Below are 12,586 nucleotides of genomic sequence, written 5' to 3' on the forward strand. Positions count from 1 at the left end.
TCAGAGGATGTCGCAGCGCGCGACGGAACGCGCCAATGCGAGTGCGGCCAGAAGGCCAAGCACGGCGAGAAGTGCGCAGGACCCGGCGACGTCCATTCCGGCGGCGTCATGCCAGGCAAGCACCGCTCGCGCGGACGGCAGCCACGGCACCACCGGCACGGCAGCCGCAAGCGGCGCGTAGGCAAGCCCCATCAGCGCCGCAGCGTGAACGCCCAGCACAAGGGCCGCGGATACCACGGCGTCGATCCAAAGGGCCGCAAGGTTTGCGAGCAGGGTCAGGATCAGCGAGGCCAGAAGCTCCAGCGGCAGGGACGCGGCAAAGGTCGAGAGTGCTCCCGCGGGAAGCCCGCCGGCATCGGTCAGCGCGAGGACCAGCGCAGCCGCAGCGTTGCCCGCAAGCACGTAGTCCAGGCAGAGCGCCGCCAGCGTGAGCGTCCTTCTGGCTGTCCAAGCCGTCCGCGTGCCCAGGCGCGGCATTGCGCACGACGCCTGGGTCGTAAGCCCCGCAGGCACAAAGTCGCAGGCCAAAAACACGAAGATGGCCTGGGGAAGCAGGCAGGCCAACATGAGCATGGCGTCGGGACGGCCCTCGAGCTGCGAGACAAACGCCGCGCCGGCAACGTACTGGCCGAGGGCAAAATCCGCACCAGACTGGGCCAGCCACCAGACGACCAGCGCCTTTGCGGCAATAGCGGCAGCCAGGGCGCCGAGCGTTTCTCGCCTGACGTCAAGTGCCGACATCTTCCGCGCCTCCCTCCAAAAAGTCGGCCCGCCTCGAGAGGCGCAGGCACAGCAGCAGGAGAATCAAGACGAGCGTGGCTAGGCGGGCAGCACCGGGAAGCGACGCCGGAGGGTCTGCCGGATCTGCGGAGAGCACGAGCAGCCATCCCATCTGGAACTCCTCAGACACCAACGGAAGGGGCGCCAGGCTGAGGAGCACCTCGTAGCCTGCGTAGAGAAGCGCCGGCACGATGGCAAGAACGCCCCATCCCCACACAAGGCGACCGGCAAGCATGGCCATGCCAGCAGCGGCAAACCAGAGCGTGCCCAGCACCAGCTGCTGCGCGGCAAAGATGGCGACGTCAGGGGGAGCAAACGTCGTACCCGCTTTGACAAACGCCGCCGCCAGGCCAAAGGCGAGCTGGACGGCCTCAAAGACGACACCTCTGGCCACCAAGGCGACGGCGCACCGGAGCGTTGCTGCCTGCCGAGAAGGGCCGCGCACGAGCGACGCCGGGTGACCGAGACGGCTCATCTCTCCGCTGACGCCAAGGGCGTACAGCGGAAGGAACACGCAGGTGGCAAGGCCAAGGCCACAGAAGCGCTCGTAGGCGGCGGGCAGGGTGATGGCCGGGTCGAGGAGGGTCTCATCGACGGGAGAGGCCAACGCGGCCGCGCCCAAGACGGCAAGCACCGCGAGGGCCAGCAGGAAGCCGCGGTCAACCAGCGGCGCGGCGCGGTACAGGCCACGGGCGCTCATAGCAGCACGTCCCTTCTGCAGCTGGCGAGAAGGGCAACCGCCACCAGGGATAGCGCCAGCACGCCCAGGGGCTCAAGAACGAACGCAGCCGGCGAGTAGTCAACGTTGCCGTAGTCCAGAAGGAGGCTCGTCATGAGGCCGTAGGGGTTGAGCGCCTGGGGCAGCACCATGTTCGCGACGATAAAGAGCAAGGCGGGAACGCCGATGGCGACGAGCCTGTTGCCGCCGGCGCGGAGCGAGACGGCATAGGCCGCCGCAGCCCCCACACCTGACCACAGGGCCGCCTGGACGCAGTAGAGGACATTGCAGAGCAGGCGGCTCTGCGTGCGAAGGCTGCCAAAGAGCCCTTCGGAGAGCATGTCCAGGCCATCGGCGCCCGCGGTCCAAAAGCCGAGGAGACAGTAGGCATCGGGGCTTGCCACAGCAGGAAAGGCCAGGTAGGCAAGGAGCTGGGAGGCCACGAGCGTGGCCAGCATCACCGTGAACGCGGCGAGAAACGCCGAGATGGCGCCCGCGAGCACAAAGTCCACCAGCGAGGAGCGGGTTGCCGCGTTTGTCGCCAGGCCGTTCTTGACGTCTGAGCAGAAGCTGTCACCAAAGATCGCGGCCGCAAGCGGAAGCATCAGGTAGTTAATGAAGTACAGGAAGGGCTGCGTCCTCATGGCGGTGGTGTTGCCGGCCCATGCGACGGCGGCCAAGGGAAGCTCCGCCGCGTCATGCCCCCAGAACAGCAGGCACGTCTCGCAGAAGCAGACGCACATGAGGCCAAGGCAGAACAGCGCCACGTACGGCAGCGTCTTGGACCCAAACGCCCGCCGGAGCTGGAAGCAAAGCGTGCCGGAGAACCTCATGACGCACCACCCCTCTGCGGCTCCGCCGGGGATTCTTCCCCGGCGGAGCCCGACGAAGCTACCTCACGTTAAAGCAATAAGAACCGCTAAGCGTCGCGTTGCCAGAGTGATTTGCTTTGCCATACAAAGAAACGGATCCGGAGAACTGCGTGTTATAGGTCATCTCTCCCGTCCTTCTCTGGGAAACCAGAACGACCGATGAACACTGCCCCACGGACGGCAAATATACGTAGAAATAGCCGGGGGAGACACATCCCGAGTTAACGCTCACTGTGGCCTTGTTGTAGGCACTACTATGGTCACCATTCGCGATTTGCCTATATGAGGTATTGCTTAGGCTGCTGTTATACGTCCCACTGTATGAGGCAAATGCCGGAGCCACAAATCCACCCATCATAAGCAGCGACAGAGCAAAGCCCACAAGAAACTTCTTAACCCGTTTTTCCATGCGTTCACCTTCCAAACGAAGAAAGTCAGCTGATCGCACCACAGGCTAAAGACGCTTGTTTTTGGCTTGAACAATATAAAGTTTCATTCGGCCTCCCTTCGGGTCTCTGTAGCCAGAAACCTACCGAAAGGGGCGTCACGTGTCTGTCACTTGTGAGGTGACACCTTGTCATCCTCAGGCAAACCGACCTCTTGCTGAAGAATAAATCGCAGGTCGTCCATGGTGTTTATACCCAGCTTCTCGTAGGCCCGAGAGCGAAACGTTCCGAGGCTGCCAGACGAGACGTGGCGGCGTCCGCAGACCTCATTGGGGCTCACTCCCAGCGCAAGAAGGGCAATGGCCTCAGCCTGAGTCTCACTCAAGCCTCGGCCGCGCAAATAGAGCGTTGAGCGCGCGGCAATGTCCAGGGGCATGGGGCCAGCGGACGTATCCTTTGCGTTTTTAATCGCGCGCAAGCAGAGAAACGCGACCGCAATTGCAAGGAACTCGACAAGGAGGGGGACTCCGGCAGTGACGCCCGGTGGGTCGTTTCTATACGCAAGGCAGTCAAGCAGGTTGAGCGAAGCGACGCATGCAATCACGTGCCAAACGTTCAAACCCGCAAAGCCCAGAACGCCCTGCCGCAACACGCCAAGGCCAAATTTCCCACCGCTTGCCTCAGCACCCTGCGCAATCAGCAGCAGCAACAAACAGATTGCCGCATAGGCACAAGGCACGGCTGAGCCGACATGCTGTATTGCAGAATGAACGCCATACGCCTGGAGCACTGAATAGACGGCACCCGCCAATACGAGAGAGCGGGAGCTCCTCCGACAGGCGCCCCGCTCCGTATCAGACGCGGCGGCAAACACGCAGCCCATCAGCAGAGCCACGGCTCCAGCGCCTCGCGTTAGATAGGTTTCCCAGTCAGCAAGTTGTGGAAAGATGCCCCTCAGCACTAGGGGCACCAACAGATTCAGCACCACAGCCATAAGTGCATACGACCCGCGAAGGAATGCAGAACTCGAATAGATGGGCCTCTTCACCGTATCTGAGGCCTCCCGAACATCCTGCCGTGCCCTTTGAATCAGCTCGCTCTTATCCGCAACGGATAGCTTCTGATACGCCCTTCTTCGCAGGGTTCCAACGCTTGATTTGCTGATCCCGAGTTCTACGGCTATCTGGCTGTCTGACATGCCTGAAATCGTCAGGCTTGCCACCTCGCGCTCTCGCGGCGACAGGCGGACGGCGCCATCGAACTGGTCGAGAACGGCGGACGCATCGACCTCAAACACCTCGGAAACAGTTGCCCCTCCGACGGACGCTTTTCTCGCCAGAACGCACAAAGCCGCAGATGCGAACGCCGCGAGAACGCAAACGATCAGGACGCCGAGCATCAGCTGGGTCCCAACGGGATTGGCGGCCGGTTGCCCCCACCAGAGCATCCAAAGCAGAAGCTGGCCAGCGGTATAAAAGGCCGCAAAGCGCGATGAGAGCATGCCTGCGCGGCGAAGGATTGTCAGCAGGAGCCCCATTGTTGCGGCAGACCCGACGCATATCAAAAGCGGAAATCTCGCAAACGCAAAGAACGATGTCCCGGCTAGGCCCATCGTGGCGAGCGGGCATACAGCTCCTACGCAAAAGGCGATTGCTCCGGAAATCCCCGAGCCATTACTGTCACCCCCTGGGCAGCCATGCATCCATCCAATCTGTGCGAGAAGGCCAAATGTAAATTCGGAAAGAACCAGCCAACCGCCATAGCTACGGTAAGCCGGCGAGTCGTAGCCGATGCAGGAGACGAAGATTTCAACCGCGAGCAGCGCAACGGTCGACAGCAAGCCAACCGCAACAAGCAGCGATCTAGCCCTGCCCTCAATCAGCGATCTCGTCTTTCCTCCCAAAAGCGGGAGAACTAGCTCGCCTAGAGCCGCGGTAAACAAAGCGATGGAAATCAGATATATGGCTGGCAGCCCCGGGGCGCTGGGCTCGACGCCCCATCTAACGATGCGGGGAATGCCCGCAAGCAGCGCGGAGCACATGAGCCAGAGGTGCCAGGTCGACTTGCCCTGGTTTCGACTTCCTTTATCTTCCTCTTTGCCCACTGGCCCACGTCTCCTCGCAATATGCAAGTTGGAATCAATCTGAGTCTAGGGACAATGGGGCGTTCTTCCGTCCATTATTCGGCGAGGAGCCTCAGATTGCGGGGGTTGGCAGGGCGGCGAGGCCTTGAGGGGCCTTTGAGCCGAGAAATGCGGGATGGCAGGGGCCTTTGTGCCAGCGGCCGCATTTCTCGGCTCGGGGCGGGGCGCGGCCGGCCAGCGCGCCACGGATTGCGGGGTTTGGCAGGCGAGAAGCGCTTCTCGACGGCAAAGCGCTACGAAAAACGGCGTCTTGGCAGCAAATGCGTGCCAAGACGCCGAATTCGTGGCGTTTGAGGCTCAGACAGCGAGAAGCGCTACTTCATGCTGGCGCGGGTCTCGTCGATGATGCGGCGGACCTGGGCGGCGTTGGCGGCAATCTCGTCAGCGGAGCCCTTGGTCAGCAGGCTGCCCATGCCGTAGCACTCGGCGCCGGAGCGGACCCAGGTCTCCAGGTTGTCCAGGTTGATGCCGCCGGAGATCATGAGGGGCATCCAAGGCGTCGGGGTCTTGAACAGGCCCACGAGCTGCGTGCCATAGGTGTTGGAGATGGGGAAGCACTTGATGAAGGCGGAACCGATGGAGAGGGCGTGGTTGGCCTCGGTCATCGTGGTGCAGCCGGGGGCGTAGGGGATCTGGTACAGGTTGCAGATCTGCGCGACCTCGTCGCTCATCATGTTGGCGACGATGAACTGCGCGCCGGACATGATGGCCAGGCGGGCGGTGGTGGCCTCCATGACGGTGCCGGCGCCGACGATCATCTCGTCGCCGAACTTCTCCTTGATGCCCGCGATGACCTCGCCCGCGTTGGGCAGGGTGTAGCTGATCTCCATGGCGTGGACGCCGCCGCGGATCAGGCCCTCGGCGATCTCGCAGCCGCGCTCGACGGTGGGGACGCGGACGACGGCGAACGCGCCGGTCTCGTAAAGCGCCTTGGTGACGGAAGCCTTCTGAAGAATCATGGTTCTTCTCCTCACTTAAACCAGTTTGAAAGCACCGAATTACTTGTGGGCGATGCCGTAGTGGTCGAGCATGGCGATGCACTTCTCGTCGATGCCCTCGGCGACCTCGGTGACGGGGAAGCGGGCCGGGCCCACCTCGTAGCCGGCGAGCTCCAGGGAGCGCTTGAGGGTCTGCGGGGTGGAGCCCAGGTGCAGGACGTCGCGGATCGGCTCGATCTCGGCCTGAAGGCGCTCGGCCTCGGCGGCGTCACCGGCCTCGAGGGCGCGCCACAGGTTGACGACGACCTCGGTGATGAGGTTGGCGGTGCCCGCGACGGCACCTGCGGCACCCATGGCGTGGGCGGCGGAAATCTTGCCGTCGGAGCCCACGAGCACGTCGACGTCATTGCCCTTGGCGGCATCGATGTAGCCCTGGAGGTTCTCGAGGTTGCCGGAGCTGTCCTTCACGCCCTTGACGTTGTCGATCTTGGCGAGCTCGGCCACGACCTCGGGAGCGATGTTCTTGCCAGTGCACTTGGGGATGTTGTAGAGCATGACGGGGATGTTCACGCTCTCGGCGACCATGGTGAAGTAGGTCTTGAGCTGGTCGTCGCTGATGCCCATGAAGTACGGGCTGATGACGGAGAGGGCGTCGGCGCCAATGGCCTCGGCCTGCTTGGACATCTCGATGGCCTCGCGGGTGGAGCAGGCGCCGGTGCCCACGTAGACGGGAACGCGGCCGTTGACCTTCTCGATGACGAACTTGGAGAAGGCGATCTTCTCCTCGGGGGTGCAGACGAAGAACTCGCCATTGGAGCCAAAGGTGAAGATGCCGTCGGCGCCGGCAGCGATGATCTTCTCGACGAGCTGCTCGCCGGCCTCGTAGTTGATGGTCTGGGCATCGTCACGGTTGAACGGGGTGACGATGGGAACGATGACGCCCTGGAACTTGGACATTGAATCTCCTCTTGGTGTCTTTCAGTGTTGCTGGCCAGCTCAGGCGCTGGCGAGAATGGCTACTTGCCCTCGCGGATGGAGGCGCCCAGGGCTCCGCCGGGGTGCCACTTGACGTACTGCTTGGGGTCAAGGCCGAACTCGTTCTGCAGCAGGATGGAGAGGCACTGGAGCTCGATGATCTCGGCCAGGATGGAGGCGCGCGGCGGCTTGTTCATGGAGTCGCCCTCCTGGTCGACGCCGGCGATGAGCGCGACCTCGGCCTCCTTGGCAAGCCAGCTGTTGGGGTTGCCGGTGAGGGCGATGATGTGCACGCCCACGCCCTTGAGGCAGGTGACGGTGCTCTTGAGCTCGCCCGTCTCGCCGGAGTTGGAGATGGCAATCACGACGTCGCCGGGGCGGGTCTGGCCGGCAGAGCCGTGGACGCACTCGGTGCCGTGAAGCTCGTAGGTGGGGGTACCGGTGGAAGAGAACAGGGAAGCGGCGTAGCCAGAGACGTGGCCGGGCTTGCCGATGCCGGTGACGTGCAGGCGGTTGCCCTTGGCCTCGGCGTCAAGGATGAGCTGCTTCGCGGCGGAGAGGGCCGCAAAGTCAATGCCCGCGACGTACTTGTCCACGGACTCCTTGGCAATGCTCAGGAACTCCTGAACCTGCTCCTTATCTGTTGCCATGCTATTCCTCCTTCATTTCTGGGCCCACGCGCGGAGGGCCCACCGATAAGCGATTGGTGACGTGCGGGCGACTAGCTGCGCTCGTTCACGCGGTGCTCCCTCATGACGTCCTTGATCTGGGCGGCAAGGCCGTCCAGGGAGTCCTTCATGAAGGGACGATTGATGTCAACGAGCTGGTAGCCGGAGGGGTGGGTGACCCAGTTGCCGGCAAGCAGCAGGCGCAGCGAGCCGCCCTGGCGGATGAGCTTGTAATTCTTGATGTCCTTGTAGGCCACGACCTGGGCCTTCTTGGGGTCGGACTTGAGGTACAGAAGGACGCTGCGGCGGCCGAAGTCAACCACGTGCACGCGGGAGGCGTAGCGGCTGAAGCGCTTGCCCATGCCCTTGCACACAAACCAGACGGCCGTGAGGTCAAAGATGAGCACGAGGAGAAGGACCACGTTGCCGGTGATGTTGGCGGCGGCCCAGGCGCCCAGCGCCACAAAGAGAAGCGCGATTGAGATGGCCAGCATGCCCAGGCCCTGCAGCAGCAGGCGCTTGCGGTCCTCCTCAACCTCAAGCTCCATCTCCTCGTCGGGGAGCTCGGGGTCGGAGGGCTTCTCCACGCCGATGCCGAGCATGTCCTCAAGGACGTTCTCGGAGACGGCCTTGGCGGTGTCGGCCGCGCTCATCTTCTGCCCGTCAGCCTCGGTTCCGGCCTTGGCGGCCTCGGCGGCTGACCTCTTCTTGGAGTTCTTGGACATGTCTCACCTTCTGTCGCAGGGCTGCTACTTGGCCTGCGCGCGGATCTTCTGGTACTCAAAGGCCGCGCCGGCAAGCGCGTCTCTGAGGATGTGCGTGTCTATCGCGGAGACCATGAGGTTAATGTTCCCCGCATACCTGGCGAGAAGAGCGTTCCCGCCAATGATGCCAAAGCCCTTGCCAGCGGCGGCGCAGGCGGCCTGGACCTCGTCGATGAGCGCGAGCTCCTCGGGGCAGCCCACCTCGTCGGGGCGACCCATGGAGATGGCCAGGTCGCAGGGGCCGACGATGGCAGCATCAAGACCGGGGACGGCGAGGATGTCACGGACGTTGCGGACGCCCTCGACGGTCTCGATCTGGGCGATGGCAAGCGTGGAGACATTGGCGCGGGACATGTTCTGGGCGTGGTGGCCGCTGGGGCCATAGCCCGTGTGGGCGCCGCCGGAGTAGCTGCGCGCACCGACGGGAGGGTACTTGGCCCACTGGACCAGCTGCCTTACCTGTGCAGCGGTCTCGACCATGGGGACCATGACGCCAGAGGCGCCTAGGTCAAGCATCCTGGAGACGTCGGCCCTCGCGAGCTGCGGGGCACGGACGATGGAGGAGATCCCGAGCGAGTTGCCCAGCAGCATGACACTGCTCAGGCGACTCCGGTCAATGTCGCCATGCTCGCCATCGAAGAAGAGGAAGTCAAAGCCGGCGGCCTGGGCCATGAGGACCACGGGCGCCTGGTCAAGAACCTGGACGAAGAGACCGCCGAGCTGCTTGTGCGCGATGTCCTCAAGACCCATGTTCTTCTCCCCTCTTGGATGGTAGGCGGCGATTGCCGTACTTGCTAAACGTTTGATGCGATACAAGCGAGGGCGCCCGTGGGGCTACCACGGGCGCCCTCGGCATTAGACCTCAGAGCTGAGTAGGTAGTGCATTCCCGAGACCAGGCTTAGGCGAAGATGCTGCCGATGCCGTAGATGATGGAGCCGACGATGTTGTAGTCGACGTTCGGGAAGGAGGCGCCAGCGATTCCCAGGTTGGCGAAGGCCGGGTACAGGACCAGCGGACCAGCGCAGAGAACGATGCCGACGAGGAAGGAGCCCAGCAGGGCGCCACGCCAGCCACCGTAGGCGTAACCGCAGACACCGCAGGTGCCGCCGGAGAAGAAGCAGATGCCGGCAGCGGGGATCATGATGGTCTCGCTGTGGAAGGCAACCATCAGAGCCATGGCGACAAGGCCACCAAGGAAGGAGCCGATGAAGCCGATGATGACGGCGTTAGGAGCAAACGGGAAGATGGCGGGGCAGTCCACGGCCGGCTTGGCATCCGGGATGAGCTTCTCGGAGATGCCGACGAAGGCAGCGGTGATCTCGGCGATGAACTGACGGACGCCGTAGACCAGGACGGACATGCCGGCGGCGAACTTGAGGCCAGCGAGGAACGGCCAGATCCACCAGATGTCGTTGCCGAAGTAGGAGGTGAAGGCCTTGCCGTTGGCGAGCTGGTCACCAAAGTGGCCGGTGAAGAAGCAGGCGAGGGTCACGATGTAGAACAGCACGACCATGAACAGGGCCACGGAGAAGACGAAGTCCTTGAAGAGCTTGAAGAACTCGGGGAGCTGCTTCTCCTCCTTCTCGGTCTCGGACTCGTTCTTCTTGGCGAAGAGCTTGCCCACGTAACCGGAGAAGGCGTAGCCGATGCAGTTGAAGTGGCCGATAGCGATGTTGTCGGTGCCGGTCAGCTTGTTAACGAAGGGCTGGCACAGAGAAGGCAGGGCAGCACCGCAGAAGCCGAGGACGACGCCGCCGAGGATGACGGTGACGAACATCGGAGCGCCGAGGGCGATGAAGACCAGGGCCAGGACGCAGGCAAAGTACAGGAAGTGCTGACCGGTCAGGAAGACGGCCTTGAACGGGGTGATCTTGGCGAACACCAGGTTCATGATGAAGCCGAGGACCATGACCAGGGCGACCTCAGTGCCGTAGGTGTTCAGGGCGAGGGCGGTAGCGACCTCGACCTGCGTCACGACGCCGGACACCTGGAAGGCGCGGCTGAACATGTCAGAGAAGATGGTGATCTGAGCGCTCATGGCGTCAGAACCGATGTTGAAGATGAGGAAGCCGATGATGGTCTTCACGGTGCCCGAGAAGACGTCAACAGCGGACTTCTTCTGCAGCAGGAGGCCGACGAGGGCGATGACGCCCATGATGACGGCCGTGTCCCTGAGCTGCATGAGAATAGCGTTGACCATTGCTGTTCTCCTTTCAGCGAGACTTGATGTTGGCAGGACCTACTCAGATAGGAATCTCATAATGAGCGCAAGACCCACCCCCCACCCGATTTGGCGGGTGGTGAGCTAGTTGCTAAATTGAAGAAAAGGGATTGGTGCCGAAGTTATTTACTCGGCGTGCTCGGCGAGCCAGGCCTCGAGCTTCTGCTTCATCTCGGCCTTGTCGACGATGTTGGTGATGCCGATGGCGGAAGGAACGCGCTCGTCGGCGTTGAGCTCATCGGTGAGGTCGGACATGGTGATGACCAGGTCGCCGGTGAAGCCGATGAGGGAGTCGAGGTTGCCGTGCTCGGTCTCGACGGGGAGGTTGTTCTCCTTGATGACCTGATCGATCTTGATCTTGAGCATCATGGAAGAGCCCATGCCGGCGCGGCAGCAAACGAGAGCGTGATAGGTCTTGGCCATTTTCTTTACTTCCCTTCCTTAGCGTGGACGAGGTCCACGACATCCTTAGGCGTAGCGGCGCTCTCGAGCTGAGCGAAGAAGTCAGGGTCGCTCAGGAGCTCGACCAAGGACTGCAGGGCGCTCAGGTGGCTGTCGGAATCCTTGGCGGAGAGCGGGAACAGGAACTTCACCGGATCATTGTCGGCAGAGCCAAACTCGACCGGCTCCTTCAGGGTCACGATGCCCACGGCAGACTCCAGGGCGCCGGACTCCGGACGGGCGTGCGGCAGCGCGACGTGCTCGGTGATGACGATGTAGGGACCGAGCTCGTTGACACCCTTGACGATGTCGTCAACGTAGGCCGGCGTGACCTTGCCGGCGTCGACCAGCAGCTGGGCGGACTTCCTGATGGCGTCCTCCCAGTCAGAGGCCTCCACGTTGAGCGCGACGAGGCTCTCGTCCAGAAGATCGCTCAACAATGCACTCACCTCGACTTTCCTAGTCGTTCTCGTCCTGCCCCTCCGCGCCTTTGCGGGCGGGCCTGGGGACAGGCCTTGTTAACGTTCATTAATTTCGTGCTTTTGGGCCTTCTTGTCAACGATTTTTTCATATTTTGCGCTCTTTTTCTCCTCGCAAAATTGCTTCGCTAATATTTTTATGACGAGAGAAATCGATTCCACACCTGTGATATTCGAACGGTTATTCTCTAGATAACAGCAGGTAGATGCGTTGTTAATGAGTTTTATGCTCATTTTATAAGAACGTTCGTTAATAAAAGACAGGTAAGGCTTTGACACTTGTCGCGTATGTTTGATTTATCTAATATATATGATTGTTTGAGCGTTCTACATTACGCAACAATCATATAGATCGACCTCGGAGGACCGGTTAGATGAAGCGCAGCAAGGCTCTTGTGGCAAGCAGGAGAGACGAGATCACGGCGATTCTTGAGAGGCGCGGGCAAGTAAGCGTTGCCGAGCTGGCGAAGCACTTTGACGTCTCCGCCCTCACCATCCGCCGCGACCTTGACTATCTGGAGAGCCAGCAGGTGCTCACGAGGCAGTACGGCACGGCCACGCTGCTGAACCCCTTCGGCCGCCCGTCGGGCTCCCGCCAGATCCGCGCCAACAAGGCCATCGCGCGGGAGGCCGCCCGCCACGTGGAGGACGGCGACTGCATCTTCATCAACACCAGCTCCACGGCACTGGGCCTGCTGGAGTTCATCACCGCTCAGGACGTCACCGTCATCACCAACAACGGCAAGGCGCTCATGCTGGAGGAGCGCCAGAACGTGTCCGTGCTTCTGACCGGCGGAGAGATCAGACCGCCGCGCGCCTCTATGACCGGAGAGATTGCCATGGAGACCATCAAGCGCGTGACCGCGGCAAAAAGCTTCCTGGGATGCACGGGCCTCTCGGCAAACTTTGGCCTCACGAGCGCCACCTCGCCGGAGCCCGCCATCAACAGCGTCATGCTGGAGCACTCAAAGCAGCACGTCATTGTGGCCGACTCGTCAAAGATCGGCCTGACCTCGAGCTTCCAGTTTGGCTCCATCGACGAGATCGACCTGCTCATCACCGACACGGGCATCTCAGACGACCAGGTGCAGCTCCTCAAGGCCTACGGCGTCAAGGAAATCGTGCGTGTGGAGCCGGTTCTCTCCCCCATTGACTACGATCCCATCACCGCCATGCGCTAGCGGACTTCTCGCCGCTTGG

At 62.1% G+C, this 12,586-nt stretch carries 13 protein-coding genes; 1 reads left to right on the plus strand and 12 read right to left on the minus strand.

Features of this window, described 5'->3' with window-relative positions; translation table 11 throughout:
- The 12 genes from DXV50_RS07385 to DXV50_RS07440 form a co-directional block, all read right to left on the minus strand.
- Positions 1-741 carry a hypothetical protein gene (locus DXV50_RS07385; RefSeq protein ID WP_117205588.1) on the minus strand — a complete coding sequence of 247 codons (741 nt, stop codon included), beginning with the start codon at positions 739-741 and terminating at the stop codon, positions 1-3.
- A complete protein-coding gene (locus tag DXV50_RS07390; protein ID WP_117205589.1) occupies positions 728-1,480 on the minus strand; it encodes a hypothetical protein in 753 nt (250 codons plus the stop codon). The genes DXV50_RS07385 and DXV50_RS07390 overlap by 14 nt, the downstream gene beginning before the upstream one ends.
- Positions 1,477-2,331, minus strand: a complete 855-nt coding sequence (locus DXV50_RS07395; protein WP_117205590.1) for a hypothetical protein — start codon at positions 2,329-2,331, stop codon at positions 1,477-1,479. The genes DXV50_RS07390 and DXV50_RS07395 overlap by 4 nt, the downstream gene beginning before the upstream one ends.
- Before the next feature lie 594 nt (positions 2,332-2,925).
- Positions 2,926-4,860 carry a helix-turn-helix domain-containing protein gene (locus DXV50_RS07400; RefSeq protein ID WP_117205591.1) on the minus strand — a complete coding sequence of 645 codons (1,935 nt, stop codon included), beginning with the start codon at positions 4,858-4,860 and terminating at the stop codon, positions 2,926-2,928.
- Positions 4,861-5,213: 353 nt separating this feature from the next.
- Complete coding sequence (locus DXV50_RS07405) at positions 5,214-5,858, minus strand: beta/alpha barrel domain-containing protein (protein ID WP_117205592.1); 645 nt, start codon at positions 5,856-5,858, stop codon at positions 5,214-5,216.
- Positions 5,859-5,897: 39 nt separating this feature from the next.
- Positions 5,898-6,794: a dihydrodipicolinate synthase family protein gene (locus tag DXV50_RS07410; protein ID WP_117205593.1), complete on the minus strand. Its 897-nt coding sequence runs from the start codon at positions 6,792-6,794 to the stop codon at positions 5,898-5,900.
- Between the two features lie 59 nt (positions 6,795-6,853).
- Positions 6,854-7,462 (minus strand): SIS domain-containing protein, encoded by a 609-nt coding sequence (locus DXV50_RS07415; protein WP_117205594.1) that lies wholly within the window; start codon positions 7,460-7,462, stop codon positions 6,854-6,856.
- A gap of 71 nt (positions 7,463-7,533) precedes the next feature.
- Positions 7,534-8,205 carry a hypothetical protein gene (locus tag DXV50_RS07420; protein ID WP_117205595.1) on the minus strand — a complete coding sequence of 224 codons (672 nt, stop codon included), beginning with the start codon at positions 8,203-8,205 and terminating at the stop codon, positions 7,534-7,536.
- A gap of 24 nt (positions 8,206-8,229) precedes the next feature.
- Positions 8,230-8,994: an HpcH/HpaI aldolase family protein gene (locus tag DXV50_RS07425; protein WP_117205596.1), complete on the minus strand. Its 765-nt coding sequence runs from the start codon at positions 8,992-8,994 to the stop codon at positions 8,230-8,232.
- Between the two features lie 149 nt (positions 8,995-9,143).
- Positions 9,144-10,445, minus strand: coding sequence for a PTS ascorbate transporter subunit IIC (locus tag DXV50_RS07430; RefSeq protein WP_117205597.1), 1,302 nt, complete (start codon positions 10,443-10,445; stop codon positions 9,144-9,146).
- 147 nt (positions 10,446-10,592) lie between these two features.
- Positions 10,593-10,889, minus strand: coding sequence for a PTS sugar transporter subunit IIB (locus tag DXV50_RS07435; RefSeq protein ID WP_117205598.1), 297 nt, complete (start codon positions 10,887-10,889; stop codon positions 10,593-10,595).
- A 5-nt stretch (positions 10,890-10,894) separates the two neighbouring features.
- On the minus strand, positions 10,895-11,356 hold the full coding sequence (locus DXV50_RS07440; RefSeq protein WP_232817488.1) for a PTS sugar transporter subunit IIA: 462 nt from the start codon (positions 11,354-11,356) through the stop codon (positions 10,895-10,897).
- 404 nt (positions 11,357-11,760) lie between these two features.
- Between DXV50_RS07440 and DXV50_RS07445 the strand changes: the two genes are divergently transcribed.
- Positions 11,761-12,567, plus strand: coding sequence for a DeoR/GlpR family DNA-binding transcription regulator (locus DXV50_RS07445; protein WP_117205600.1), 807 nt, complete (start codon positions 11,761-11,763; stop codon positions 12,565-12,567).
- Positions 12,568-12,586: the final 19 nt, after the last annotated feature.

The organism is Paratractidigestivibacter faecalis (assembly GCF_003416765.1).
In the GTDB taxonomy this organism is placed as follows: Bacteria; Actinomycetota; Coriobacteriia; order Coriobacteriales; family Atopobiaceae; genus Paratractidigestivibacter; species Paratractidigestivibacter faecalis.

Bases quoted from the DNA above. Each gene is read 5' to 3' on its own strand.
- DXV50_RS07435 (WP_117205598.1), bottom strand. From the start codon at position 10,889: ATGGCCAAGACCTATCACGCTCTCGTTTGCTGCCGCGCCGGCATGGGC.
- DXV50_RS07410 (WP_117205593.1), bottom strand. From the start codon at position 6,794: ATGTCCAAGTTCCAGGGCGTCATCGTTCCCATCGTCACCCCGTTCAAC.
- DXV50_RS07420 (WP_117205595.1), bottom strand. From the start codon at position 8,205: ATGTCCAAGAACTCCAAGAAGAGGTCAGCCGCCGAGGCCGCCAAGGCC.
- DXV50_RS07415 (WP_117205594.1), bottom strand. From the start codon at position 7,462: ATGGCAACAGATAAGGAGCAGGTTCAGGAGTTCCTGAGCATTGCCAAG.
- DXV50_RS07390 (WP_117205589.1), bottom strand. From the start codon at position 1,480: ATGAGCGCCCGTGGCCTGTACCGCGCCGCGCCGCTGGTTGACCGCGGC.
- DXV50_RS07425 (WP_117205596.1), bottom strand. From the start codon at position 8,994: ATGGGTCTTGAGGACATCGCGCACAAGCAGCTCGGCGGTCTCTTCGTC.
- DXV50_RS07395 (WP_117205590.1), bottom strand. From the start codon at position 2,331: ATGAGGTTCTCCGGCACGCTTTGCTTCCAGCTCCGGCGGGCGTTTGGG.
- DXV50_RS07445 (WP_117205600.1), top strand. From the start codon at position 11,761: ATGAAGCGCAGCAAGGCTCTTGTGGCAAGCAGGAGAGACGAGATCACG.
- DXV50_RS07405 (WP_117205592.1), bottom strand. From the start codon at position 5,858: ATGATTCTTCAGAAGGCTTCCGTCACCAAGGCGCTTTACGAGACCGGC.
- DXV50_RS07385 (WP_117205588.1), bottom strand. From the start codon at position 741: ATGTCGGCACTTGACGTCAGGCGAGAAACGCTCGGCGCCCTGGCTGCC.
- DXV50_RS07430 (WP_117205597.1), bottom strand. From the start codon at position 10,445: ATGGTCAACGCTATTCTCATGCAGCTCAGGGACACGGCCGTCATCATG.